Annotated in this window: 21 protein-coding genes; 11 read left to right on the top strand and 10 right to left on the bottom strand. The window is 63.2% G+C overall.

What is annotated here, in order from left to right:
- Positions 1-28 precede the first annotated feature (28 nt).
- Positions 29-2,593, top strand: a complete 2,565-nt coding sequence (locus KI243_RS24960) for a TonB-dependent receptor (protein WP_212810022.1) — start codon at positions 29-31, stop codon at positions 2,591-2,593.
- Here KI243_RS24960 and KI243_RS24965 read toward each other — a convergent pair.
- Positions 2,571-2,879 (bottom strand): ribbon-helix-helix domain-containing protein, encoded by a 309-nt coding sequence (locus KI243_RS24965; RefSeq protein WP_017126608.1) that lies wholly within the window; start codon positions 2,877-2,879, stop codon positions 2,571-2,573. The two genes, KI243_RS24960 and KI243_RS24965, sit on opposite strands and share 23 nt — an antisense overlap.
- Positions 2,880-2,893: 14 nt before the next feature.
- Complete coding sequence (locus KI243_RS24970; protein WP_017126609.1) at positions 2,894-3,475, bottom strand: DJ-1/PfpI family protein; 582 nt, start codon at positions 3,473-3,475, stop codon at positions 2,894-2,896.
- 206 nt (positions 3,476-3,681) lie between these two features.
- On the opposite strand from KI243_RS24970, the gene KI243_RS24975 reads away from it, so the two are divergent.
- Positions 3,682-4,593, top strand: coding sequence for a DMT family transporter (locus tag KI243_RS24975; RefSeq protein WP_042935479.1), 912 nt, complete (start codon positions 3,682-3,684; stop codon positions 4,591-4,593).
- Here KI243_RS24975 and KI243_RS24980 read toward each other — a convergent pair.
- Positions 4,581-5,798, bottom strand: coding sequence for an SAM-dependent methyltransferase (locus KI243_RS24980; protein WP_177088150.1), 1,218 nt, complete (start codon positions 5,796-5,798; stop codon positions 4,581-4,583). The genes KI243_RS24975 and KI243_RS24980 overlap by 13 nt on opposite strands.
- Positions 5,799-6,121: 323 nt before the next feature.
- Here KI243_RS24980 and KI243_RS24985 point away from each other — a divergent pair, with 323 nt between their 5' ends.
- Both KI243_RS24985 and KI243_RS24990 read left to right on the top strand, forming a co-directional pair.
- Positions 6,122-7,069, top strand: coding sequence for a hypothetical protein (locus KI243_RS24985; RefSeq protein WP_177057274.1), 948 nt, complete (start codon positions 6,122-6,124; stop codon positions 7,067-7,069).
- A 38-nt stretch (positions 7,070-7,107) separates the two neighbouring features.
- On the top strand, positions 7,108-9,282 hold the full coding sequence (locus KI243_RS24990; RefSeq protein WP_212810023.1) for a germacradienol/geosmin synthase: 2,175 nt from the start codon (positions 7,108-7,110) through the stop codon (positions 9,280-9,282).
- A gap of 67 nt (positions 9,283-9,349) precedes the next feature.
- Here the strand turns inward: KI243_RS24990 and KI243_RS24995 are convergent, their stop codons facing one another.
- From KI243_RS24995 to KI243_RS25010, 4 genes are all read right to left on the bottom strand, one after another.
- The gene (locus KI243_RS24995; RefSeq protein ID WP_017126614.1) at positions 9,350-9,802 is read right to left on the bottom strand and encodes a hypothetical protein; all 453 of its coding nucleotides are present in this window, start codon (positions 9,800-9,802) and stop codon (positions 9,350-9,352) included.
- Between the two features lie 275 nt (positions 9,803-10,077).
- Complete coding sequence (locus tag KI243_RS25000; RefSeq protein WP_177088147.1) at positions 10,078-10,695, bottom strand: hypothetical protein; 618 nt, start codon at positions 10,693-10,695, stop codon at positions 10,078-10,080.
- Positions 10,696-10,727: 32 nt separating this feature from the next.
- On the bottom strand, positions 10,728-11,438 hold the full coding sequence (locus tag KI243_RS25005) for a TPM domain-containing protein (RefSeq protein ID WP_017126616.1): 711 nt from the start codon (positions 11,436-11,438) through the stop codon (positions 10,728-10,730).
- A 70-nt stretch (positions 11,439-11,508) separates the two neighbouring features.
- Positions 11,509-12,117 carry a LemA family protein gene (locus tag KI243_RS25010; protein WP_017126617.1) on the bottom strand — a complete coding sequence of 203 codons (609 nt, stop codon included), beginning with the start codon at positions 12,115-12,117 and terminating at the stop codon, positions 11,509-11,511.
- 243 nt (positions 12,118-12,360) lie between these two features.
- On the opposite strand from KI243_RS25010, the gene bglX reads away from it, so the two are divergent.
- The 6 genes from bglX to KI243_RS25040 all read left to right on the top strand — a co-directional run bounded on the left by bglX (position 12,361) and on the right by KI243_RS25040 (position 21,633).
- A complete protein-coding gene (gene bglX / locus KI243_RS25015; RefSeq protein ID WP_212810024.1) occupies positions 12,361-14,652 on the top strand; it encodes a beta-glucosidase BglX in 2,292 nt (763 codons plus the stop codon).
- Positions 14,653-15,141: 489 nt separating this feature from the next.
- Complete coding sequence (locus KI243_RS25020; protein ID WP_212810025.1) at positions 15,142-16,908, top strand: ATP-binding protein; 1,767 nt, start codon at positions 15,142-15,144, stop codon at positions 16,906-16,908.
- The gene (locus tag KI243_RS25025; protein ID WP_212810026.1) at positions 16,902-18,230 is read left to right on the top strand and encodes a sigma-54 dependent transcriptional regulator; all 1,329 of its coding nucleotides are present in this window, start codon (positions 16,902-16,904) and stop codon (positions 18,228-18,230) included. Before KI243_RS25020 ends, KI243_RS25025 begins: the two co-directional genes overlap by 7 nt.
- Before the next feature lie 321 nt (positions 18,231-18,551).
- Positions 18,552-19,874 (top strand): MFS transporter, encoded by a 1,323-nt coding sequence (locus KI243_RS25030; RefSeq protein WP_042934147.1) that lies wholly within the window; start codon positions 18,552-18,554, stop codon positions 19,872-19,874.
- A gap of 418 nt (positions 19,875-20,292) precedes the next feature.
- On the top strand, positions 20,293-20,775 hold the full coding sequence (locus KI243_RS25035; protein ID WP_212810027.1) for a hypothetical protein: 483 nt from the start codon (positions 20,293-20,295) through the stop codon (positions 20,773-20,775).
- 228 nt (positions 20,776-21,003) lie between these two features.
- On the top strand, positions 21,004-21,633 hold the full coding sequence (locus KI243_RS25040; RefSeq protein ID WP_212810028.1) for a flavin reductase family protein: 630 nt from the start codon (positions 21,004-21,006) through the stop codon (positions 21,631-21,633).
- A gap of 15 nt (positions 21,634-21,648) precedes the next feature.
- Here the strand turns inward: KI243_RS25040 and KI243_RS25045 are convergent, their stop codons facing one another.
- Together KI243_RS25045 and KI243_RS25050 are read right to left on the bottom strand one after the other, a co-directional pair.
- Positions 21,649-21,879 carry a hypothetical protein gene (locus KI243_RS25045; protein WP_017123998.1) on the bottom strand — a complete coding sequence of 77 codons (231 nt, stop codon included), beginning with the start codon at positions 21,877-21,879 and terminating at the stop codon, positions 21,649-21,651.
- Between the two features lie 193 nt (positions 21,880-22,072).
- Complete coding sequence (locus KI243_RS25050) at positions 22,073-22,438, bottom strand: antibiotic biosynthesis monooxygenase family protein (protein ID WP_017123999.1); 366 nt, start codon at positions 22,436-22,438, stop codon at positions 22,073-22,075.
- 346 nt (positions 22,439-22,784) lie between these two features.
- Here KI243_RS25050 and KI243_RS25055 point away from each other — a divergent pair, with 346 nt between their 5' ends.
- A complete protein-coding gene (locus KI243_RS25055) occupies positions 22,785-23,714 on the top strand; it encodes an AraC family transcriptional regulator (protein WP_042934492.1) in 930 nt (309 codons plus the stop codon).
- Here the strand turns inward: KI243_RS25055 and KI243_RS25060 are convergent.
- Entirely contained in the window at positions 23,711-24,775 is a 1,065-nt protein-coding gene (locus tag KI243_RS25060) for an ABC transporter ATP-binding protein (RefSeq protein WP_177088143.1), read from the bottom strand. The two genes, KI243_RS25055 and KI243_RS25060, sit on opposite strands and share 4 nt — an antisense overlap.
- Positions 24,776-24,779: the final 4 nt, after the last annotated feature.

The following is a 24,779-nucleotide window of genomic DNA, read 5'->3' on the forward strand; positions in this document are numbered from 1 at the left end:
TTGGCCTTTGGCCACATCGGGGGATTCAATGTTTCGCGCTGCTCATGAGCTGTTCCACACCTGTTCCCGTCCCACACTGATCGCCGCCTGCCTGACCGTCAGCCTCCAGGCCATGGCCGCCGACCCGGTGATGCTGAACCTGCCGGCCCAGTCCCTGGCGACGTCCCTCAGCCAGGTTGCGCAGAAGGCCCGCATCCAGTTGCTGTTCGACGAAGAACAGTTGCGCAGCACCCAGGCCCGTGCGCTGGAGGGCCGGTTCACCGCCCAGGAAGCGATTATCCTGTTGCTCAAGAACGGCGGATTCAAACTGATCCAGGTCGGCAACACCTTCGTCGTGCGCAAGATCGAGCCCGAGCCCGCCCCCAGCAACAGCGCCATCCAGCTGGGCGCGGTGAGCATCCTCGGCGACGGCAAGGAAGTGAACGCCAGCAGCGTCGGCCGCTCGACCCTGACCCAGGACGATATTGAGCGCAACCAGCCCAGCAACATTCCCGCCCTGCTCGGGACCCTGCCCGGCATCAGCATGGGCGGCTCGATGAAACCCGGTGGCCAGACCATCAATATCTGGGGCCTGGGCGATGCCGAAGATGTGCCGCTGACCGTCGATGGCGCCACCAAGAGCAGCTTCGAACGCTATCAGCAAGGCACCATCTTCATCGAACCGGAGCTGATCAAGAGCATCGAGGTGGAGAAAGGCCCGCACTCGCCGGAAACCGGCAACGGCGGCTTCGGCGGTACCGTGCACATGGAAACCAAGGATGCCCCCGACCTGCTGGAAAAGGGTCGCAACAGTGGCGCCATGGTCAAGTACGGTTACGCCAGCAACAACCATGAGCAGACCTACAGCGGCGCCGCCTATGGCCGCACCGATGATGGCAAGGCCGATGCCCTGGTGTTCCTCACCCAGCGCGACGGCGGCGACATGAAACTGGCCGCCACCCCGCCCGATCCCAACAACCAGTATCCGATCAATCCCAAGCGCCTGCCCAACAGCGCCCAGGACCTGGACGCGATGCTGCTCAAGCTGAACCTGAACGTCACCGACGAACAGACCCTCAAGCTTTCCTACTCGCGCTCCCACAGCGAGCGCTGGGCACCGTTTTCCTCACAGAGCTACCCGACGCCGCCCACCGCCTCGAACATCAGGCAATACGGTTACGAAGGTGCCCTCAGGCGCTTCCTCGCCGATCGCGATACCGTCGATACCACCTGGTCGGGCAAGTACGAATACAAGCCTTCGGACAACCCCTGGGTCGACCTGCAGGTGAAATACTCCGAATCCGATACCGACCAGACCGACGAGCGCGACGCCACCGCGTTCTTCCAGCTGGCCACCGGCGGCCGCAGGATGGACACCGAGTACAAGGACCGCGAACTGGAGATCAAGAACACCAGCCTGTTCGACACCGGTGTCCTGCAGCACGCGCTGACCGCCGGCGTGCAGATCCGCAAGCACGCCCGGGAAACCGAGATGTGGATGCCCGGCAACACCTACAACACGCCGAAGTACAACTACGGGCATTTCCAGCCGGCCTTCATGCCCCACGGCAAGGTCGACGCCAACGCCTTCTTTATCGAGGATGCGGTGACCCTCGGGGACTTCACGCTGACGCCTTCCCTGCGTTACGACCACGTACGCAACCGCGGCGAAGCCAACGATGCGCCCTACTACTCCAACCCCGATCCGGCCATCGGCCACGACTACAGCGACCGCACCTACACCGGCTGGTCGCCACGCCTGGCGGCCTTCTGGCGAGTGACGCCGACCCAGGGCCTGTTCGCCAACTACAGCAAGACCTGGCGCGCCCCGGTGATCGACGAACAATACGAAGTCCAGGGACTGGGCAGCCGCACCGCCACCAGCGTCGACCTCGACCCCGAGCGCATCACCGCGTTGCGCTTCGGTACCATCAGCAACTTCTCCAGGCTGCTTTCGGGCAATGACGACCTGATGGTCCGCACCACCTTCCTGCACAACCGGATCGAGGATGAAATCTTCAAGGCCACGGGTGTCGGTTGCGAGAACCAGGCGATCAACGGCGGCACCATCAGCACTGCCTGCCCGTCGGGTGCGATGTCCAACTACCGGAATATCGGAGGCATGACCATCAAGGGCTTCGAGGTCGAAAGCTACTATGACTCGGACTACCTGTTCGGCCAGTTGTCCTACAGCTATCTCACCGGCAAGCGCGACAACCCCTACACCAACCCGTGGGGCTCATCGGTATGGGCACGGGACATCCCGCCGGCCAAGTGGGTGGTGATGCTGGGGACCAAGATTCCGAGCCTGGATGCCCGGGTCGGCTGGCAGGGCATCTATGTGCGCAAGACCGACCGCCTGCCCAGCGACAAGTACAGCAGCGGCCCGGGCAGCAGTGTCGGCGACGCCTTCTACGACCAGTACGCCAACGACAGCTACGTGGTGCAGAGCCTGTTCGCCCAGTGGAAACCCCAGCAGCGCTACCTGAAGGGCACCGAGGTGAACGTCACGGTGGATAACCTGATGAACCGCAACTACCGCCCGGAACTGAGCGGCGACCGCGCCTACAGCGAGGGACGCAACCTCAAGGTCAGCCTGACGCGGTTTTTCTGAGGACCGTCAGTTCCGCTACCTGGGCCCTTCGCTGGCTCAGGTAGCGGGTACAGCTGACCCGCAGGAAGGAGGCGAAATTAACCACCTCCCCGCGATAGTCCATCACTTCTTCGTAGAGCCGGGTGATCATCTGGTTGGTGGTCACGCCTTCCGCGTCGGCGATCTCGCTGAGGATGTCCCAGAACTGGTTTTCCAGGCGCAGGGTGGTGACCACGCCACAGATGCGCAGCGACCGGGAGCGTGATTCGTAGAGAATCGGATCGGCTTTGACGTAGAGCTCGCACATGACCGCAACCTCGCTTACAAGATGATTTTGGTGCCCAGCAGGCCGAGGAACGCCGCCAGCCAGCTCGGATGCGCCGGCCAGGCCGGGGCAGTGGCGAGATTGCCCTGGACATGGGCCTGGGTCACCTCGATATCGATGTAGCGACCACCGGCCAGGCGTACTTCCGGGGCACAGGCCGGATAGGCACTGCACTCGCGACCGTCGAGGATACCCGCCGCCGCCAGCAATTGCGCGCCATGGCAGACCGCCGCGATCGGTTTGCCGGCCTGGTCGAAGGCCTGCACCAGTTGCAGCACCTTGTCGTTCAGGCGCAGGTACTCGGGGGCGCGACCGCCGGGAATCAGCAGGCCATCGTAGTCGGCGGCATCGACCTGGGCGAAATCGAAGTTCAGGGCAAACAGATGACCGGGCTTCTCGCTGTAGGTCTGGTCGCCCTCGAAGTCGTGGATCGCGGTGCGCACGGTCTGGCCGGCGATCTTGTCCGGGCACACCGCATGCACCTGGTGACCGACCATCAGCAGGGCCTGGAACGGCACCATCACTTCGTAATCTTCGACGTAGTCGCCGACCAGCATCAGAATCTTTTTCGCGGCCATGGGGTGAACTCCTCTGGGTGAACGCTTGGGCAGACAAGAGTAGTCAAGGTAGACCCTGTACACGCCGCCGGGTAATCGCCCGCTACTACGCTGCCTGCGGACGAAAAACTGTACGGACAACTTTCTGCCCAGCTGTAACAGCGCGTCGGCGAACCTTTATGGCTAGATGGCAGACCTTGTTCCCCTGAATTCCCGGCCTACTCTCTATGTCTTCCCGTGAAAACACCGGCATGCTCCTGGGCCTGCTGGGTGTGGTGATCTTCAGTTTGACCCTGCCCTTCACCCGTATCGTGGTGCAGGAAATCAATCCGCTGCTCAACGGCCTCGGCCGGGCCCTGGTCGCGGCGATTCCGGCGGCGGCCCTGCTGCTGTGGCGCCGGGAAAAGTGGCCGACCTGGAGCCAGTTCAAAGGCTTGTGGCTGGTGATCGCCGGGGTGATCCTGGGCTTTCCGGTGCTCTCGGCCTGGGCCATGCAGACCCTGCCGGCCTCCCACGGCGCCCTGGTCAATGGCCTGCAACCCTTGTGCGTGGCGTTGTATGCGGCCTGGCTGTCCCACGAACGCCCCTCGCGGGCCTTCTGGGCCTGCGCCGCCCTGGGCAGCGCGCTGGTGCTGGGCTATGCGTTGATCAGCGGCGCCGGCAGTATCCAGGCCGGCGACCTGTTGATGCTCGGCGCGATCGCCGTCGGCGGCCTCGGCTATGCCGAAGGCGGACGGCTGGCCCGGGAGATGGGCGGCTGGCAGGTGATCTGCTGGGCGCTGGTGCTGTCGGTCCCGGTGTTGATCGGCCCGGTGCTGTACCTGACCTGGCAACACCAGGGGGCGATTTCCAGCAAGACCTGGTGGGCCTTCGGCTACGTGGCGATGTTTTCGCAGTTCCTCGGCTTTTTTGCCTGGTACGCCGGGCTCGCCCTCGGCGGTATCGCCCGGGTCAGCCAGATCCAGCTGCTGCAGATTTTCTTCACCATCGCCTTTTCGGCGCTGTTCTTCGGCGAACACGTCGAGCCGATCACCTGGCTGTTTGCCGGGGGCGTGATCGTCACCGTGATGCTCGGGCGCAGGACCAGCGTCCGCCCGGCACAACCGGGCAGCCTGCCGCCGGGGGTTCAGCTCAAGTAGCCGTCGGCCCGCAGCAGGGTTTCCAGGCAGTGCTCGTGGATGGCGTAGAAACTCTTGAGTTCCTCGATTTTCGCCAGCAGCAAGGCCGGATCCTGCGGTTCGGCCCGCTTGACCGCGAGGATCATCTTGTTCTTGTTGGTGTGCTCCAGGGAGATGAACTCGAAGACCTTGGTCTCGTAGCCGCAAACCTCGAGGAACAGCGCCCGCAGGCTGTCGGTGACCATCTCCGCCTGCTGCCCCAGGTGCAGGCCGTATTGCAGCATCGGCTTGAGCAATGCCGGGCTCTGGATCTGCAGGCGGATCTGCTTGTGGCAGCACGGCGAGCACATGATGATCGCCGCGCCGGAGCGGATGCCGGTGTGGATCGCATAGTCGGTGGCAATATCGCAGGCATGCAGGGCGATCATCACGTCCAGTTCGCTCGGCGCCACGCTGCGGACGTCGCCGCACTTGAACACCAGCCCCGGATGATCCAGCCGCGCCGCGGCGGCATTGCACAGGGTCACCATGTCTTCGCGCAGCTCGACCCCGGTCACCTGCCCCTGGGCCTGCAAGGTATTGCACAGGTAGTCATGGATGGCGAAGGTCAGGTAGCCCTTGCCCGAGCCGAAGTCCGCTACCCGCACCGGCTGGTCCAGCTTGATCGGTGAGCTGCCCAGGGCGTGGGAAAACACTTCGATGAACTTGTTGATCTGCTTCCACTTGCGCGACATGGCCGGGATCAGCTCGTGCTGCCGGTTGGTCACGCCGAGGTCGGTGAGGAACGGCCGGCTGAGCTCCAGGTAGCGGTTCTTTTCCCGGTTGTGCTCGCTGGACGGCACCTCCCGCGCCTGCTGGGTCTTGCCCTTGAACAGGGTGCTCTTGCCTTTCTTGCTGTATTCGAGCTGCACTTCGTCGGTCAGCGACAGCAGATGGGCATTTCTGAACGAGGCCGGCAGCAACCCGGCGATGGCCGCGACGCCGTCGGCCAGGGAAAAATTCTTGGTGATATCGCGGGTCTTGTAGCGGTAGACGAAGGACAGGCACGGCTGCTCCTTGACCGTCAGTTGCTTGACGATCACCCGCTGCAGGTCCGCCTCGGCTCCCACGTACCTGGCCAGCACCAGCTTGATAAAGGCGTTCTGCGCCAGGCTGGTTTCGAGCAACTCGATAAAGCGGGCGTGATGGTCCGGCACGGACTGGGCGGGAGTTGCAGTAGCTGACATGGAAAAAGCGCCTCGGGCGTGCGGAAGTCGGATCGGGGGAATGGCGGGCATTTTAGGCGGGATGGGACGCCGGGGCACGGGGTTATTTCGTCATTCATCCGATTCCCGGGCACAGGCGCCCCGCGACAACTTGACGTTGCGCAGAACCGACTAGAATTAACAGCTTCTGGTCATGGACGCCCGGCGCTTCATGACTTTCGCCCACCGAACCGATAGCGACCTCAGAAGCAGCAAGGGCTACGCAAGTTTCAGACGCGGCATTTTCCCCGGCAGCAAACCTGCTGACTGAGTGGTTTTGAGAAAAAACTGATCAGGTGCCCGTCATGAGCAAAACCGTCCAGCCCCCGGCGTCGTTGAGCAGCAACGCCGCGCGTACCCTGTCGACCACCACCAAATCGATTCCGCAAAGCCAGGAGACCACGACCCGCTGGCTGTTGAACCGGCTGCCCTGGGTCCAGGCGAGCGGGGGTGTCTATCGGGTCACCCGGCGCCGGGTGCTCGCCGATCACGAGGGCCCGACCAACCCGTACGCCGAGGCCCTGATCGAACTGGCCTCCGGAGCCGCCGAAGGCCAGGCGCTGCCCCGGACCTTCGCCGATTACGACCCGACACCGCGCGAGTACGCGCTCAGTTCGACCCAGACCATCCTGCAGATTCCGGTGCGCGTCGCCGACCTCTACAACGACCCGCAGAACCAGACCGAACAACAGTTGCGGCTGGTCATCGAGGCGATCCGTGAACGCCAGGAGCGCGAACTGCTGCACAACCACGAATTCGGCCTGCTGCACAATGTCGCCGAGTCCCAGCGCCTGGCCACCCGCAGCGGACCGCCAACCCCCGATGACCTGGATGAACTGCTGTGCCGGCGGCGGCAGACCCATTTCCTGCTGGCCTCGCCCCAGGCCATCGCCGCCTTCGGTCGCCAATGCAGCCAGCGCGGCCTGTCCCTGGACAGCGTCGAACTCGAAGGCCATCGGGTTCCGGGCTGGCGTGGCGTGCCGCTGCTGCCCTGCACCAAGATGTCGGACGGCGTGAACAAGACCACCTCGATCCTCGCGGTGCGCACCGGGGAAGACAATGGCGGGGTCATCGGCCTGCACCAGACCGGCCTGCCGGACGAGTACCAGCCGAGCCTGTCGGTGCGTTTCATGGGCATCAACGACAGTGCGCAGATCGCCTACCTGGTCACCGCGTATTACTCGGTGGCGGTGCTGCTGCCCGATGCGCTGGGTGTGCTCGAAGGGGTCGAGGTCGGCCACTACGCCGACTGATCCCGGCCCCTCACACCCTCCCGAACAGGAGCCCGCCGATGCAGCCCTTCGCCCTGCCCGAGTTCTACATGCCCTACGGGGCACGGTTCAATCCCCATGCCGCCAGTGCCCAGCGACACACCCGCGCCTGGGCGCGGCAGATGGGCATGCTCGACAGCCCCGCCGTGGCCAACGGGCCGGTCATCTGGGACCTGGCCGCGCTGGACGCCCATGACTATCCGGCGATGTGCGCCTATACCCATCCGGACTGCGACAGCCAGGAACTGGAGCTGATTACCGACTGGTATGTCTGGGTGTTCTTCTTCGACGACCATTTTCTCGAAGCCTACAAACGCAACCGTGACAGTGTGGCGGCCCGCCAGCATCTCGATCGCCTGGCGCAGTTCATGCCCGACGTCGCCACCGCGTCCCCGCCCCTGCCGGTCAACGGTGTCGAGCGCGGGCTCGCCGACCTCTGGCCGCGCACCCTGCCGGGCATGCCCGAGGACTGGATAAGGCGCTTTCGCGAACACACCCACGACCTGCTGGAAGCCTCGATGTGGGAGTTGATGAACATCAACGAAGGGCGGGTCGCCAATCCCATCGAGTACCTGGAGATGCGCCGCAAGGTCGGCGGCGCGCCCTGGTCGGCCACCCTCGTCGAACACGCCAACCGCACGCCGGTCCCACCACGGATCGCCGAGACCAGAACGATGCAGGTGCTGCGCGACACCTTTGCCGATGGCGTGCACCTGCGCAACGACCTGTTCTCCTACCAGCGCGAGGTCCAGGAGGAAGGCGAACTGTCGAACTGCGTATTGGTGGCGGAACGCTTCCTGGACATCGACACGCAAAAAGCCGCCGGGATCACCAACGATCTGCTGACCTCGCGCCTGCGACACTTCGAGAAAACCGCGGTGCTGGACCTGCCCCGGCTGTTCGACGACCTCGGCCTGGACCAGGCGGAGCGCGCGGATACGCTGGTCTACACCAAGGGCCTGGTGGACTGGCAGTCCGGCGGGCATGCCTGGCACATGCGCTCCAGCCGCTACATGAAGGCGCATCGCTCGGCACTCGTCCCCGGCAAACCGTCAGGCCTGGGCACCAGCGCGACTCGCCTGGCCGGGCATGCCACGGGCGGGGCCAGGCCTCGGCGCAGCCTCGAGGCATTGCACCGGACGGTGATCCCGTGCCAACTGCCGGCGGTCCATATGCCGTTCGAGGTCCGTTGCAGTCCGCATCTGGAAAGCGCGCGCCACGGTTTGCGCGAATGGGCCACGCAGGTCGGCATCATCGATGCGCGCGCCGGGTTCGGCGTCTGGGACGAACGCCGCTTCGAAGCCGCCGACACCGCCCTGTGCGCCGCCCTGATGTGTCCCGATGCCCCGCCTGCGGAAGTCGACATGGCCGGGCGCTGGCTCAACTGGGGCACCTATGCCGACGATTACTTTCCGGCGGTCTTCGGCCGCAACCGCGACCTGCGGGCGGCCACGGCCCAGGTGAGACGCCTGTGCCAGTGCATGCCGCTGCCGGGCATGACGCCCTTGCAGACCAGCAACCCGCTGGAAGCCGGACTGACCAGCCTGTGGTCGCTCAGCGCGCCGAACATGTCGGCCCGCCTGTTGCGGGAACTGCGCCGCTACGTCGTGGAAATGCTCGAAAGCTGGTTATGGGAACTGGATAACCAGTTCAACCTGCGCCTGTCCGACCCGATCGACTACATCGAGATGCGGCGACGCACCTTCGGCGGTGACCTGACCACCGGGCTGACCTACCTGAGCCTGCTGGCCCGGGGGCCCGAGCTCGACGAGAAGATTTTCCGCAGCAGCCCGCTGCGCCAGTTGATCCATTGCACCGTCGACAGCGTCACCCTGACCAACGACATCGTCTCCTATCGCAAGGAAATCGAGGTCGAAGGCGAGCTGAACAATTTTGTGCTGATCCTCCAGCAGTTCCTCGACCTCGATCTGCAACCGGCCATGGACCGGGTCGGGCAACTCAGGGACGCACGTATCCGCCAGTTCGAGCATATCGTCGCCCTGGAACTGCCGGTGCTGTTCGAAGAGTTCAGCCTGGATGCCGACGGACGCCGGCTGATCCTGGACTACGCGCAACGCCTGCAAGACTATATCGCCGGCGTCATGCAGTGGCATCAGACCGTCAGCCGCTACCGCGACCCACGGCCTTACAACCTGCCGCTGCCAGGCTGGATGCAGGCACGGCTATTTATATAGGTTGAAACCCAGACCCGCCCGGTCCTGACGCCATGCTGTCGTGCAAAAAAACCGGGCGGGACTCTGATCAAGGCTGGTAACACAGGACAAACTGGGTTTCGTTGAAATTGAATGTAGCCGACTCATAAGAATTGAGTCTTACCCCTCGTGCCGGAATAAACCCCGGGCTGACTATATAGTCAGTGATACTGTTGACATCCGCGTCATTGGTCGGCCACCCCGAATATTGCTGAAGTGCCTCAAATCCCCTTCTTGTAAACATATTGATTCTCTCGGCATCGAACCCCTCAAAGGAATTCAGGGCACAGAGATAACACACACGAGGTCCGAGATTTTTCAAGGTCACCACGGGCCCCGCAGGGTCGTCCCCCCACTGTGTCCCGGTAAAGCGCAGCCGGTCACCCGAGGTATAGCCCAGTCCGAGCTCGGTTGTTGTGCTATAGACTTGTGTCGATTTGTCATCACCGACTCTCGCATAGATATTCGTTTGATCGATGGATGTGATACTAAGCGATGCCATTTCAGTAACTCCTTGAGTTTGAGTGTCGTTTCCTCTCTATCGAGCGCTCATCAATACGACTCCAACCAACCACAAGGAAAATAAAGCACTCGCCATAATCAGAATACCCAGTGAGTCATAGTGTGACTACTGTCAGAATTGACAGGTACAGAGTGCAACTCCGCCGAAACACAGACCTCTGATCGGAAACCGTCGATAGACGTCATTCAGTACGCGAGAACTCGAACAAAAGCCCCGATCTGCCAGGCCTGTCCCTGGCATCGACACCACGCGGATCAGCCCAGCAACACCAGGCGGTTGGGCAACTCGTTGCGTACCTGGGTCAGCGGCACGTGGGTCTTGAGCAGTTCACCGCAGGACTGGATGCAGGTGACGAATCCCAGCAGGGTCTGGCCCTGCCTGACCTGCTCGGTGAAGGCCTTGACGATAGGGTCCCAGGCACTGTTGTCCAACCGCCGGGATATGCCTTCGTCCACCAGGATCTCCACATAACGCTCGGCCTCGCTGACAAAGATCAGCACGCCGGTACTGCCGACGGTGTGGTGCAGGTTCTGTTCGAGAAACTGCCGCCGTGCCAGGCCTGACGCCCGCCAGTGGCGTACCGAGCGGGGGATCAGCCGGCTGGTGATCGAAGGGATGCGAAACAGCAGGCACAGCAGGATGAAACTGCTCCACTGCACCGCCAGCAGGGTATGGCTGTTGAGCCAGCCGAAGACGAAGTTGACGATCCCCGGTACCAGCAGCGCCAACAGGCTGGCCCACAGCAGCGGGATATAGGCGTAGTCGTCGGCGCGGCTGGCCAGTACCGTCACCAGTTCCGCATCGGTCTGCTGCTCGACCCGCGTAATCGCTTCGGCGACCTGGCGTTGTTCGTATTCACTGAGTAAGGCCATGGTTGTGCATGCTCTCTCGTTATTATGTTTTTTTACCAACTGCCCGATGATCCGCCGCCACCGAAGCTGCCACCGCCACCGCTGAAACCACCGCCTGGGCGTCCACCACCGCCACCACCGAAACCTCCCGAACCGCCACCCCGCGGTCCGTAGCCCATCAGTTGCATGAAGGCGCAGATCAGCACGAAGAGCACCATCAGGAAACCGATCAGTACCGGGTGCCGCGAGCCGAAATCCCCTTCCGATTCGGTTTTTTCACCGGGCGGACTGCCGAGCACGTCGAGTATCGCGCCGACCCCGGCACTGATGCCGCTGGAAACATGGTCGCGCTTGAACTGCGGCACGATCAGCTGGTTGATGATCAGGGCGGACTGGGCATCGGTCAGGCGATCCTCCAGGCCATAACCCACTTCAATGCGCACCTTGCGCTCGTCCCGGGCGACGATCAGCAGCGCACCGTTGTTGCGGTCTTTCTGACCGATGCCCCAGTGACGTCCCAACTGGTAGCCGTAGTCCTCGATAGTGGTGCCTTGCAGGTTGGGCAAGGTGACCACCACCACCTGCTCGCCCGTGGCCTTTTCATGGGCCTGCAGTTGCTGGTCCAGGGCCTCGCGCACCGGCGCATCGATCATCCGGGCATTGTCCACCACCCGTCCGATCAGTTCGGGAAACTGCAAATCGGCCCGGGCCGTCAGTGCCAGCGTGCAGAGCAACAGCCACAGGGCACCCTTGAAAATACGCATGCCTACCTCGTCCGTGATGACGCTGGGCCGGGCCTGGCCACGCAGCCGCGCGGCAAGGCCCGGCGAGTGATCAGAACTTCACCTGCGGGGCCTTGTCGGCGTCCTGGGCGGTCGCTTCGAAGGTCGGGCGCAGCGGCAGGTCGCTGTACATCAGGCTGTGCCAGAGACGACCGGGAAAGGTGCGGATCTCGGTGTTGTACTTCTCGACGCTGAGGATAAAGTCACGCCGCGCCACGCTGATGCGGTTTTCCGTGCCTTCCAGCTGGGACTGCAGGGCGAGGAAGTTCTGGTTCGACTTGAGGTCCGGGTAACGCTCCGAGACCACCATCAGCCGGCTGAGGGCGCCGGTCAGCTGGCCCTGGGCTTCCTGGTACTGCTTGAGCTTCTCGGGATTGTCCAGGGTGCTGGCATCGACCTGGATCGAAGTGGCCCTGGAGCGCGCCTCGATAACCGCGGTCAGGGTTTCCTGTTCCTGTTTCGCATAGCCCTTGACCGTTTCCACCAGGTTCGGAATCAGGTCCGCCCGGCGCTGGTACTGGTTCTGCACCTGGGCCCAGTTGGCCTTCACCTGCTCGTCGTAGGTGGGAATGTTGTTGATGCCGCAGCCCGCCAGCAAAGTGGCCAGCAAGGCCAGGACGGCGAATCTCCAGCTCGAACGGAAGCCCGGTTGTGCCTGCATGTTCGAAACGCTCCTTGAAACGATAAAAAGGGAGAAATCCTAGGATTTTTCGCACCGGGGGCTCAGGCATAATCCGCCGCTGCCACTGGAATGTATGAAGCCAATCAGCTAAAAGATGCCCAGCGCGAAAAACAGTTCAGAAGTGTGCTGGATTTATTGGCACAACAATAGTCGCTCCCTATAACTAAACAGCCCGGCCGGTGCTCGAACACCTCGCCGTATCGGGCCCCGAGATAATCATTCATGAAGAAGCTGTGTTTGCTGGGCCTCGCTATCGGCCTGGCCAGTCTCCCGGTCGTGGCTGACACAAAGCCTGCACCCATTGCACAAAAGGACGCCTTCATCGCCAACCTGATGAAGCAGATGACCCTCGAGGAAAAGATCGGCCAGTTGCGCCTGATCAGTATCGGCCCGGAAATGCCCCGGGAACTGATCCGCAAGGAAATCGCCGCCGGTAACATCGGCGGCACCTTCAACTCCATCTCCCGCCCGGAAAACCGTCCGATGCAGGACGCGGCCATGCGCAGCCGGCTGAAGATCCCGATGTTCTTCGCCTATGACGTGATCCACGGCCACCGGACCATCTTCCCCATCAGCCTGGGCCTGGCGTCCAGCTGGGACATGGACGCCATCGGCCGCTCCGGACGCATCGCCGCCCGCGAAGCCAGCGCCGACAGCCTCGACATCACCTTCGCGCCCATGGTCGATATTTCCCGCGACCCGCGCTGGGGCCGCACCTCCGAAGGTTTCGGCGAGGACACCTACCTGGTCTCGCGCATTGCCAAGGTGATGGTCCAGGCCTACCAGGGCAAGAGCCCGGGCGAACCGGACAGCATCATGGCCAGCGTCAAGCACTTCGCCCTCTACGGCGCGGTGGAAGGCGGTCGCGACTACAACGTGGTCGACATGAGCCCGGTGAAGATGTACCAGACCTACCTGCCACCCTATCGCGCCGCCATCAATGCCGGCGCGGGCGGGGTGATGGTCGCCCTGAACTCGATCAACGGCGTGCCCGCCACCTCCAACACCTGGCTGATGCAGGACCTGTTGCGCAAGGACTGGGGCTTCAAGGGCCTGGCGGTCAGCGACCACGGGGCGATTTTCGAACTGCTCAAGCACGGTGTCGCCAAGGACGGTCGCGAAGCGGCCAAGCTGGCGATCAAGGCCGGCATCGACATGAGCATGAACGATTCGCTCTATGCCAAGGAACTGCCGGGGCTGGTCAAGTCCGGCGAAGTGCCGCAGAGCGACCTCGACAACGCCGTGCGTGAAGTACTCGGTGCCAAGTACGACATGGGCCTGTTCAAGGACCCGTACCTGCGTATCGGCAAGGCCGAGGACGATCCGGCCGACACCAACGCCGAAAGCCGCCTGCACCGCAGCGATGCCCGGGATATCGCGCGTCGCAGCCTGGTGCTGCTGAAGAACCAGAACCAGACCCTGCCGCTGCAGAAATCGGCGAAGATCGCCCTGGTCGGCCCGCTGGCCAAGGCACCGATCGACATGATGGGCAGTTGGGCCGCCGCCGGCCTGCCGGCGCAATCGGTCACCCTGTATGACGGCATGAGCCGTGCGCTGGGCGACAAGGGCCAGTTGATCTATGCCCGCGGTTCGAACATCACCGCTGACAAGAAGGTCGTCGACTACCTGAACTTCCTCAACTTCGATGCCCCGGAAGTGGTCGACGACCCGCGCCCGGCGCAGCAACTGATCGACGAAGCGGTCAAGGCCGCGCAGCAGGCGGATGTGGTGGTGGCAGCGGTGGGCGAATCGCGGGGCATGTCCCACGAGTCGTCGAGCCGTACCGACCTGAACATCCCCGAAAGCCAGCGCGAGCTGATCAAGGCCCTCAAGGCCACCGGCAAGCCGCTGGTGCTGGTGCTGATGAACGGCCGGCCGCTGACCATCGGCCACGAACAGGACCAGGCCGCCGCCGTGCTGGAAACCTGGTTCAGCGGGACCGAAGGCGGCAACGCCATCGCCGACGTGCTGTTCGGCGACTACAACCCGTCGGGCAAGCTGCCGATCACCTTCCCGCGCTCGGTCGGCCAGGTGCCGATGTACTACAACCACCTGACCATCGGCCGGCCATTTACCCCGGGCAAGCCGGGCAACTACACCTCGCAGTACTTCGACGAGGAAAATACCCCGCTGTACCCGTTCGGCTACGGCCTGAGCTACACCGACTTCAGCCTGAGCAACATGGCCCTGTCCTCCACCACGCTGAACAAGAGCGGCAAGCTCGATGCCAGTGTCACGGTCAAGAACATCGGCAAGCGTGACGGCGAGACCGTGGTGCAGTTGTATATCCAGGACGTCGCCGGCTCCATGATCCGGCCGGTCAAGGAGCTGAAGAACTTCCAGAAAGTGATGCTCAAGGCCGGTGAGGAGAAGGTCATTCACTTCACCATCGACGAGAACGACCTGAAGTTCTACAACACCCAGCTGCAGTACGCCGCCGAGCCGGGCAAGTTCAATGTGCAGATCGGCCTGGACTCCCAGGATGTGACGCAGCAGAGCTTCGAGTTGTTGTAAGACCCGTCAACCTGTAGGAGCTGGCTTGTCAGCGATGACAATGCCAGCCGCACCGCCGCTATCGCCAGCAAGCCGGCTCCCACAGGGCGATGTTTCACCACGGACTAGCGTCCAGCCTGGAACCCTGTAGGAGCTGGCTTGCCAGCGATGACGATGCCAGCCTCACCGCCGCTATCGCCAGCAAGCCGGCTCCCACAGGGCGATGTTTCACCACGGACTAGCGTCCAGCCTGGAACCTTGTAGGAGCTGGCTTGCCAGCGATGACGATGCCAGCCGCACCGCCGCTTTCGCGGGCAAGCCCGCTCCCACAGGATCGCGGTTCACCACGGACTATTATCCAGCCTGGAACCTTGTAGGAGCTGGCTTGCCAGCGATAACGAGGCCAGCCGCGCCGCCGCTTTCGCGGGCAAGCCCGCTCCCACAAGGTCCGTATACACCCTTGGCCGGCGTGTTATCTTTCCGGCCCCTCCCCAGCCTGTCGTTGCCCGCATGCCGCCGATTCCCCGTTCCCTGCGTCTGGCGCTCCATACCCTGCTGATCCTCGCCGGCACCGCACTGGCCGCCGGCTGGGCCGTGCACCGCGCCGGGCAACAGGCCCTGGTGGACGATGCCGCGCGCGGGAAGGCGCAACTGACGCTGTACGCCAATTCCCTGCATACCCTGATCGAGCGCTACCGTGCCCTGCCCGCCGTCCTGGCCCTGGACTCGGAATTGCGCGAAGCCCTCGACGGTCCGGTCAGCCCGCAACGGCAGGACGCGCTCAACCGCAAGCTGGAACGCATCAACGGCGCCGCACGCTCCTCGACCCTGCAGCTGCTCGATCGCAACGGTCTGTCGGTGGCCGCCAGCAACTGGCGCCTGCCCAGCAGCTATGTCGGCCACTACTACGGCTTCCGCCCCTACTTCAACCAGACCCGCAGCGAAGGCAGCGGGCATTTCTACGCGGTCGGCGTGACCAGCGGGATTCCCGGTTATTTCCTCTCCAGCGCAGTGTTCAACGATCGCGGCGAATTCATCGGGGCCATGGTGGTGAAACTGGAGTTCCCCGAGATCGAACACGAATGGAGCAAAGGCAACGACACCCTGCTGGTCAGCGATTCCCGTGACATCGTGTTTATCGCCAACCAGCCGGGCTGGCGCTATCGCCTGTTGCGGCCGTTGTCGGACAGTGACCGCAGCGAGATCGGTCGTACCCGCCAATATGACAAGCAGGCCCTGAGTCCCATCGAGCACCAGACCCTGCGGGTCTTCGGCGACAACAGCTACCTGACCCGGGTCGACACCCCCGCCGGGCGCGCCGAACTGCTGTGGGAATCGCTGCCACTGGACACCGAACACTGGACCCTGCACCTGCTGCGCAAACCGCAACTGGCCGCCGAGGAACGCCGCAACGCCGGGCTGGCCGGTGCCGGCCTGTGGCTGACCCTAGTGTTTCTCGGCTTGTTCCTCAACCAGCGCTGGCGCCTGGCCCGTTTGCGCCAGCGCAGCCGTGAAGAGCTGGAACGCCTGGTGGAAGAGCGGACCCGCGACCTGCGCACGGCCCAGGACGGCCTGGTGCAATCGGCCAAGCTGGCGGCGCTGGGACAGATGTCCGCGGCCCTGGCCCATGAGATCAACCAGCCGCTGACCGCCCAACGCATGCAACTGGCGACCTTGCGCCTGCTGCTGGATCACGGGCGGATCGAGGCGGCCTATCAGGCCCTGGAACCCCTCGACCAGATGCTGACCCGCATGGCGGCCTTGACCGGGCACCTGAAGACCTACGCCCGGCAAAGCCCCAGCGGCCTGCGTGAGCACCTGGACCTGGCCGGCGTGGTCGACCAGTCGTTGCAACTGCTCGACCCGCGCCTGCGCGAGGACAATGTCAGCACGGTGCTGCACCTGACCCGCCCGGCCTGGGTCCGGGGCGATGCGATCCGCCTGGAACAGGTGCTGATCAACCTGCTGCGCAACGCCCTCGACGCCATGCACGACAAACCGCTCAAGCGCCTGGAAATCCGCATCGAGGCCGACCAGCAATTGTGGTTGCTGACCGTCGGTGACAGCGGCGGCGGGATTGCCGAGGAACACCTGGCCAAGGTCTTCGATCCGTTCTTCACCACCAAACCGGTGGGAGAAGGCCTCGGGCTGGGACTGGCGGTATCCTATGCCATCGTCCATGAGCTGGGCGGCCGCCTGAGCGTCGACAACCGCCCCGGCGGCGCCCTGTTCACCCTGGCCCTGCCGATCGCCCTGGAGGTACACAGCCCATGTTGAACACGGTGATGGTGGTCGATGACGAAGCCAGCATTCGTAATGCCGTGGAGCAGTGGCTGAGCCTGTCGGGCTTCGCGGTGCAGGTCTTCGGCCGCGCCGAGGAATGCCTGGCGCGGCTGCCGGCGCATTTTCCCGGCGTGATCATCAGCGACGTGCGCATGCCGGGCCTCAGCGGCCTGGAGTTGCTGGAGCGGGTGCGCACCCTCGACGCCGACCTGCCGGTGATCCTGCTGACCGGCCATGGCGATGTGAAGATGGCGGTCGAGGCCATGCGCGACGGCGCCTACGACTTCCTGGAAAAGCCCTTCAGTCCCGAAGCGCTGCTGGGCAGCCTCGGGCGTGCCCTGGAAAAGCGCCGACTGGTCCTGGAAAACCGCCGCCTGCATGAACAGGCCGACAGCCGCTCGCGACTCGAAACCAGCCTGCTCGGGGTGTCCCGCAGCCTGCAGACCCTGCGGCGACAAGTGCTGGAGCTGGCGCCGCTGCCGGTCAACGTGCTGATCCGTGGCGAGACCGGCAGCGGCAAGGAACTGGTCGCCCGCTGCCTGCATGACTTCGGCCCGCGTGCCGCCAAACCCTTCGTGGCGCTCAACTGCGCGGCGATTCCCGAGCCGTTGTTCGAGGCCGAGTTGTTCGGCCATGAAAGCGGTGCCTTTACCGGCGCCCAGGGCAAGCGCATCGGCAAGCTGGAATACGCCGACGGCGGTACGCTGTTTCTCGACGAGATCGAAAGCATGCCGCTGGCCCAGCAGGTAAAACTGCTGCGGGTCCTGCAGGAACAGAAACTCGAGCGCCTGGGCTCCAACCAGAGCATCCATGTCGACCTGCGCATCGTCGCCGCGACCAAGCCCGACCTGCTGGAGGAAGCCCGCGCCGGGCGTTTTCGCGAAGACCTGGCGTATAGACTGACAGTGGCCGAACTGCGCCTGCCACCGTTGCGCGAGCGACGCGAGGATATTCCGCTGCTGTTCGAACACTTCGCCCAGGGCGCTGCCGAGCGCCTGGGACGCGCCGCGACCGCTCTGAGCGGGCCACAGTTGAGCCGGCTGCTGAGCCATGACTGGCCGGGAAATGTCCGGGAACTGGCGAATGCCGCCGAACGCTCGGTGCTCGGCCTGGGCGAGCCGGAAGGCATCGACCCCGGCCAATCCCTGGCGGCCCAGCAGGAAGCGTTCGAAGCGCAATGCCTGCGTTCGGCGCTGACCCGGCACAAGGGCGATGTCAAGGCGGTGCTCGAAGAGCTGCAACTGCCCCGCCGGACCTTCAATGAAAAGATGCAGCGCCATGGGCTGGCGCGGGAGATGTTTCTCAAGGAGGAGTAACCCCCCTCTGGAACGCCACCTGACCTGTAGGAGCGGCCAGTCGACGCTGGATTGCCCGTGAGGCTTCTGGCGCTCTCAAGATCGCCTTCGCGGCGATGCGCCGTCCCGACAAGCCCGGCCCCTGCAGTCATGTTTCGCCTGACACATCCCGCATCGGCGATTTTCCGCTTACCGATTTATCCACCATGAGCGGATTTCCGCTTATCAGTTCCCGCCAACCCCTCTGGACCGGGCCTTCGGCCCCTGGCACGGCTCCTGCTATAGCCCTGCCAGGCTGCGCTTGCGCGCGCTCCACAAAAACAATGACTTGAAGGTTCCCTGATGGATAACTCCTCTACCCTGCCCCTCGGGTCGGCGGCTGCGCCGGCAAAAGAAAGAACCACTTCCAGCCGTTTGAAATCGATCTTCAGCGGTTCGGTCGGCAACATGGTCGAGTGGTACGACTGGTACGTCTACGCCGCGTTCTCGTTGTACTTCGCCAAGGTCTTCTTCCCCAAGGGCGACACCACCGCACAACTGCTCAACACCGCCGCGATCTTTGCCGTGGGCTTCCTCATGCGTCCGATCGGCGGCTGGCTGATGGGCCTGTATGCCGACCGCAAGGGACGCAAGGCTGCCCTGATGGCCTCGGTCCTGCTGATGTGCTTCGGCTCCCTGATCATCGCCCTGACCCCCGGTTATGAAACCATCGGCGTCGGCGCCCCGATCCTGCTGGTGGTAGCCCGCCTGATGCAGGGCCTGTCGGTCGGTGGCGAATACGGCACCTCGGCCACGTACCTCAGCGAGATGGCGACCAAGGAGCGTCGCGGCTTCTTCTCCAGCTTCCAGTACGTGACCCTGATCTCCGGCCAGCTCATCGCCCTGGCGGTGCTGATCGTGCTGCAACAGACCCTGACCACCGAACAGTTGCAGGACTGGGGCTGGCGGATTCCGTTCGGCATCGGCGCCCTGTGTGCGGTCGTCGCGCTCTACCTGCGTCGCGGCATGGAGGAAACCGAGTCGTTCACCAAGAAGAAGGAAAAACCGAAGGAAAGCCTGATGCGCACACTGATGCGTCATCCCAAGGAACTGATGACCGTGGTCGGCCTGACCATGGGCGGTACCCTGGCCTTCTACACCTACACCACCTATATGCAGAAGTACCTGGTGAACACCGTCGGCATGAGCATCTCCGACTCCACCACCATCTCGGCGGCCACGCTGTTCCTGTTCATGTGCCTGCAACCGGTGGTCGGCGCACTGTCGGACAAGGTCGGCCGGCGGCCGATCCTGATCGCCTTCGGGATTCTCGGCACGCTCTGCACCGTGCCGATCCTCAGCACCCTGCATACCATCCAGACCTGGTGGGGCGCGTTCTTCCTGATCATGGCCGCGCTGATCATCGTCAGCGGCTACACCTCGATCAACGCGGTGGTCAAAGCCGAACTGTTCCCGACGGAAATCCGCGCCCTGGGCGTGGGCCTGCCGTATGCACTGACGGTATCGATCTTCGGTGGTACCGCTGAATACATCGCGCTGTGGTTCAAGAGTATCGGCATGGAAACCGGCTACTACTGGTACGTGACCGCCTGCATCGCGGTTTCGCTGCTGGTGTACATCACCATGAAGGACACCCGCAAGCATTCGCGGATCGAAACCGACTGAGTACCGATGCCCTAAACCTGTAGGAGCCGGCTTGCCGGCGATGAGGCCTTTGAGCCTTGCAGCGTCCATACGGACGTCATCGCCGGCAAGCCGGCTCCTACAAAGGTTCGGTGTTGTTTGCCGGACTGCATCCCGCCACTCACGTCCTTACAGGACGAGCCCGCGCATTTCTGCGCAAGCGCAAAAGAATTTTCGGAATTAATAGTCAGTTAATTCCCTACCTCCATTCTGACCCTACGCCAAATCGACCTGCGCACATGCTCTCGGGCATCACGTGACCGCCGCCTGATTGCATCGCCATAAGTATCGATTTATACGATTGATTTAAGCGTTTTTTTGCGCTTTTTAATCAAATTAACCAGCGTAATATGACTTCCACACCCACTGAACAAAACGACTACCGACTGGAGCAACGACCATGAAAACCAAACTGATCCTCGCCCTGACCCTTTCCATGCTGGCCGCCAACACCTTTGCCGCCGATGGCTACAGCCACACCCCGGGCGCTTACAGCGTTGCTGCTGATGGCTACGACAAGACCCCAGGTGCCAACGCTGTCGCCGCTGATGGCTACGACAAAACCCCGGGTGCCAACGCTGTCGCCGCTGATGGCTACGACAAGACCCCAGGTGCCAACGCTGTCGCCGCTGACGGCTACGACAAGACCCCAGGTGCCAACGCTGTCGCCGCTGACGGCTACGACAAGACCCCAGGTGCCAATGCTGTCGCCGCTGACGGCTACGACAAGACCCCAGGTGCCAACGCTGTCGCCGCTGACGGCTACGACAAGACCCCAGGTGCCAACGCTGTCGCTGCTGACGGCTACGACAAGACCCCAGGTGCCAATGCTGTCGCCGCTGACGGCTACGACAAGACCCCTGGCGCTGCTGCCATCAGCTGATTGATCCCGGTGGCATCACAGCCCGGCTTCGGCCGGGCTTAGTCGTTTCTGGGGGAAAGGAAAATACTGATCGTTCCCAGGCTCCGCATGGGAATGTCTCTCAGGACGCTCTGCGTCACTGGCTGCTTTGCTGCGCACAGGTTCGATCCATGATGCGTGAGCTATCGCATTTGCTCTCGATGCCAAGCACACTATCGACCTCCACCCAGCCCGCGGAACCCTCGAACCATGTCCGACGATATCCACTATTACGAACCCGCCAACGGCCACGGCCTGCCTCACGATCCGTTCAACGCCATCGTCGGCCCGCGCCCCATCGGCTGGATTTCGTCGCAGGACGCCGAAGGCCGCCTGAACCTGGCGCCCTACAGCTTCTTCAACGCCTTCAACTACATCCCGCCGATCATCGGTTTCTCCAGCGTCGGCCGCAAAGACAGCCTGAACAATATCGAACAGACCGGCGAATTCGCCTGGAACCTCGCCACCCGCCCACTGGCCGAGGCAATGAACCAGAGCTGTGCCGCCGTGCCGGCTGCGGTCAACGAGTTCGAACTGGCCGGCCTGACGCCCGCCGCCTCGAAGATCATTCGCGTGCCGCGGGTGCAGGAAAGCCCGGTCTCCTTCGAATGCAAGGTGACCCAGATCATCCAGTTGCAACGCGCCGACCAGGCCCTGGTGCCCAGCTGGCTGATTCTCGGTGAAGTGGTTGCCGTGCATATCGCCCGGCACCTGCTCAAGGACGGTATCTACGACACCGCCGCCGCCGAACCGATCCTGCGTGGCGGCGGTCCGGCGGACTATTTCCAGTTGGGCCCGGAGTCCCTGTTCAAGATGTATCGCCCGCAAGTGGCGAAGTGATCGCCCGGGAAACGCTTACCAGGACAACCCGCCCTCGGCATCGACGTCGATCAGCCGCGCCAATGCCTGCTCGGCGGCCTGGTCGGCTTCGAGAGCCGTCTTGAACGTCTGGTCTTCAAGGATTTTGTGGAAACGCGGGGCATCGAAACCGCCCAGGGCCTTTACCGCAATGGCTGCGCTATAACCGGCCTCACCGCGAACTGCTGCTGAAACTGCTTCGAACTGTGCAAACTCTTTACGTGCCATGCCTGTCTGTCCCGGCCAATTGATCGGCCGGTATTCTAGTCCCCTGCCTCGCAAATACGCTCATGTTTTGGCGAGTGCCTGTAGTTCTCGGGCAAGGCACCGGGACGAGTCAGAGCACGTTATGGCGAGGAGCGGCAAGGCAGCATGGGGGCGACAGGTGCCGCCAAAATTAAGCGGGATTTTCGTGCGTCCTTCAGCTGGCCAACTTCTGCAGGGAACCTGCGCTGGACAGATGAAAATCGCACTGGGCACGGGCGGCGGACACATCGCTGAAGGTGTGGAAGTCGAAGCTGTTGACCACCAGGTCCTGCACCAACTCGGCAAAGATCTGCATCGCCGGGGTGTTGAAATAGGCGGTCATCGCCGGTTGGTTGATCCAGAAACCGGACACCAGCCAGAGGTCGGCATCGGCCAGGGAGTGTTGCAGGGAAAACTGCAGGCAACCGGGTGCCTGGCGGGAAGGTTCGATCAGGCTGCTCAGACGCGAACCCAGCTCGGCGGAACGCCCTGGACGTGCGCGAACAAAGGCCATGTGACTGACGGGGATATGCTTGGACATGCTCGGCTCTCCCGAAGAGAAGGTTGTACTCGCTCCATCAACCGCCGGACTGACGGCGACAGGAGCAGAGATTAAGGCTTCAGGCGAGAGGTCGTTAGTCGATTCCTGTCGGGTTATTGCACAATCCTGTCGGAGCGCGCTATTGGCCAGGTCAAGCGTGCGTGCCAGCGACGTCCGGCATTTCAGAGTTTTAAGCAAGTTCGCCCCTCTCGCCGGCCAGTCATCAGACTGTCACAGGGGATCAAGGCAGGATCAGGCAAGAATTGGGCAGGATTCGGCTGGCGGTCCGACTTGCCCAAACTTAAGCTATGAACCGTTGAAAGTGACACTCTCGAGGGGATTCTCCATGTCGTTGTCCGTACATCCGCAAGAAGCTATCCCCCCGGAGATGGAGAAACAGCGCCTGGAACTGGCCGATATCATCCGTCGCCACACCGATGAGGACGGCAGCTACCAGACCGCCGTCGGCTCCCTGGTACTGGGCCGGCACAATCACCCCTACGATTTCAATCCGGTGCTGGCGCAACCGGCGCTGTGCATCATGGCCCAGGGCCGCAAGGAAGTCCGCCTGGGTGACGACCACTTCATCTACGACCCACTGAATTACATGGTGATCTCGGTTTCCATGCCGATGAGCGGTCGGGTCCTGAATGCCTCGCCGCAGATGCCGTTGCTGGCGTTGCGCCTGGACATCGACCCCAACGAAATCAGCGCGCTGATCGCCGAGGCCGGGCCCATGGGCGTCCCCACCCGACCGACCGGGCTCGGCCTGTATGTCGAGCGGGTCGACACCCAGATGTTCGACGCCCTGCTGCGCCTGACCCGGCTGATCGACACGCCGAAGGATATCCCCATGCTCGCGCCGCTGATCCGTCGGGAGATCCTCTATCGCCTGCTGCGCAGCCCACAGGGTTATCGCCTGTACGAAATAGCCATCGCCAACAGCCAGGGGCACCGGGTGAACCAGGCGATCAAGTGGTTGAACGGCAATTTCGAGCAGCCGCTGCGGATCGACGACCTGGCGCGGGAAGCCAACCTGAGCGTGTCGACCCTGCACCACCGGTTCAAGGCCATGACCGCCATGAGCCCGCTGCAATACCAGAAGCAATTGCGGCTGCAGGAAGCACGGCGGCTGATGCTGGCCGAAGGGCTGGACGCCTCCGCGGCGGGTTACCGGGTGGGTTATGAAAGCCCCTCGCAATTCAGCCGCGAATACAGCCGGCTGTTCGGCGCGCCGCCCCTGCGCGACCTGGCGCGGCTGCGCCAGAGCGTCTAGGCGCCGGACCCGAGCATCCGACAGGCCTCGGCCGGAATCGTCAGCGAGACCCTGTGCCCCACGTCCAGGCCGATCCCCTGGCATGGCGTGTTCAGCGCCGTGAACGACACGCCGGAACACTCGACGATGGTTTCAATGGTCGAACCGATATCCCGCACGAAGGTCACGGTGCCGAGCAGGCAATTGCTCGCCGGCGTCGCCTGGGGCACGGACAGTTGCAGATCCTCCGGGCGCACCAGCATCCGCACCTGCTTCCCGGCCTCCACCCCGGCACTGCCCGGCACCTCGATGCTCTCGCCCCCCGGCAGCCCGACCCGGCCGTCGCCCAGCACGGTGGCCGGGAAGATATTGCCCGAGCCGATAAAGTCGGCGACGAACTCATTGGCCGGGTGCCGATAGATCTCGATAGGCGTACCCACCTGCTGCACGCGGTGCTCGCCCAGCACCACCACGATATCGGCCATGGTCATGGCTTCACGCTGGTCATGGGTGACCATGATGGTGGTGATGTTCAGGCGCTGTTGCAGTTGGCGGATTTCCACCTGCATCGATTCGCGCAATTTGGCGTCCAGCGCCGACAGCGGTTCATCCAGCAGCAGAATCTTTGGCCGCGCGGCTATCGCGCGGGCAATCGCCACCCGCTGACGCTGCCCGCCGGAGAGCTTGGACACCGGCCGGTCGATCATCTCGCTCAGTTGAATCAGTTGCAGCAACTCGACCACCCGGGCCTGTTGCTCGTCCCTGGCGACCCCGCGCAGTTTCAGCGGATAGGCGATGTTCTCGCCCACGGTCATATGGGGAAACAGCGCCAGGGACTGGAACACCATGCCGAAGTTGCGCAGGTGCGCCGGCGTCTGGCCGATGTCCTCGCCGTCCAGGCGGATCTCGCCGGCGCTGAGGGTTTCCAGGCCCGCGATCATCCGCAGCAAGGTGGTCTTGCCGCATCCCGAAGGGCCGAGGAAACACACCAGCTTGCCTTCGGGCAGATGCAGATTGACGTCCTTCACCGCACAGGCCGTGCCGTAGTACTTTTCGACGTTTTCCAGAATCAGTCCAGTCATGTTG

Source organism: Pseudomonas sp. Ost2 (assembly GCF_018326065.1).
GTDB classification, from domain to species: Bacteria; Pseudomonadota; Gammaproteobacteria; order Pseudomonadales; family Pseudomonadaceae; genus Aquipseudomonas; species Aquipseudomonas gingeri.

Bases quoted from the DNA above. Each gene is read 5' to 3' on its own strand.
- KI243_RS24965 (WP_017126608.1), bottom strand. From the start codon at position 2,879: ATGTGCGAGCTCTACGTCAAAGCCGATCCGATTCTCTACGAATCACGC.
- KI243_RS25060 (WP_177088143.1), bottom strand. From the start codon at position 24,775: ATGACTGGACTGATTCTGGAAAACGTCGAAAAGTACTACGGCACGGCC.
- KI243_RS24975 (WP_042935479.1), top strand. From the start codon at position 3,682: ATGTCTTCCCGTGAAAACACCGGCATGCTCCTGGGCCTGCTGGGTGTG.
- KI243_RS25025 (WP_212810026.1), top strand. From the start codon at position 16,902: ATGTTGAACACGGTGATGGTGGTCGATGACGAAGCCAGCATTCGTAAT.
- KI243_RS25030 (WP_042934147.1), top strand. From the start codon at position 18,552: ATGGATAACTCCTCTACCCTGCCCCTCGGGTCGGCGGCTGCGCCGGCA.
- KI243_RS24995 (WP_017126614.1), bottom strand. From the start codon at position 9,802: ATGGCATCGCTTAGTATCACATCCATCGATCAAACGAATATCTATGCG.
- KI243_RS25035 (WP_212810027.1), top strand. From the start codon at position 20,293: ATGAAAACCAAACTGATCCTCGCCCTGACCCTTTCCATGCTGGCCGCC.
- KI243_RS25020 (WP_212810025.1), top strand. From the start codon at position 15,142: ATGCCGCCGATTCCCCGTTCCCTGCGTCTGGCGCTCCATACCCTGCTG.
- KI243_RS25010 (WP_017126617.1), bottom strand. From the start codon at position 12,117: ATGCAGGCACAACCGGGCTTCCGTTCGAGCTGGAGATTCGCCGTCCTG.
- bglX (WP_212810024.1), top strand. From the start codon at position 12,361: ATGAAGAAGCTGTGTTTGCTGGGCCTCGCTATCGGCCTGGCCAGTCTC.
- KI243_RS25045 (WP_017123998.1), bottom strand. From the start codon at position 21,879: ATGGCACGTAAAGAGTTTGCACAGTTCGAAGCAGTTTCAGCAGCAGTT.
- KI243_RS24960 (WP_212810022.1), top strand. From the start codon at position 29: ATGTTTCGCGCTGCTCATGAGCTGTTCCACACCTGTTCCCGTCCCACA.
- KI243_RS24990 (WP_212810023.1), top strand. From the start codon at position 7,108: ATGCAGCCCTTCGCCCTGCCCGAGTTCTACATGCCCTACGGGGCACGG.
- KI243_RS25050 (WP_017123999.1), bottom strand. From the start codon at position 22,438: ATGTCCAAGCATATCCCCGTCAGTCACATGGCCTTTGTTCGCGCACGT.
- KI243_RS24980 (WP_177088150.1), bottom strand. From the start codon at position 5,798: ATGTCAGCTACTGCAACTCCCGCCCAGTCCGTGCCGGACCATCACGCC.
- KI243_RS24985 (WP_177057274.1), top strand. From the start codon at position 6,122: ATGAGCAAAACCGTCCAGCCCCCGGCGTCGTTGAGCAGCAACGCCGCG.
- KI243_RS24970 (WP_017126609.1), bottom strand. From the start codon at position 3,475: ATGGCCGCGAAAAAGATTCTGATGCTGGTCGGCGACTACGTCGAAGAT.
- KI243_RS25055 (WP_042934492.1), top strand. From the start codon at position 22,785: ATGTCGTTGTCCGTACATCCGCAAGAAGCTATCCCCCCGGAGATGGAG.
- KI243_RS25005 (WP_017126616.1), bottom strand. From the start codon at position 11,438: ATGCGTATTTTCAAGGGTGCCCTGTGGCTGTTGCTCTGCACGCTGGCA.
- KI243_RS25040 (WP_212810028.1), top strand. From the start codon at position 21,004: ATGTCCGACGATATCCACTATTACGAACCCGCCAACGGCCACGGCCTG.
- KI243_RS25000 (WP_177088147.1), bottom strand. From the start codon at position 10,695: ATGGCCTTACTCAGTGAATACGAACAACGCCAGGTCGCCGAAGCGATT.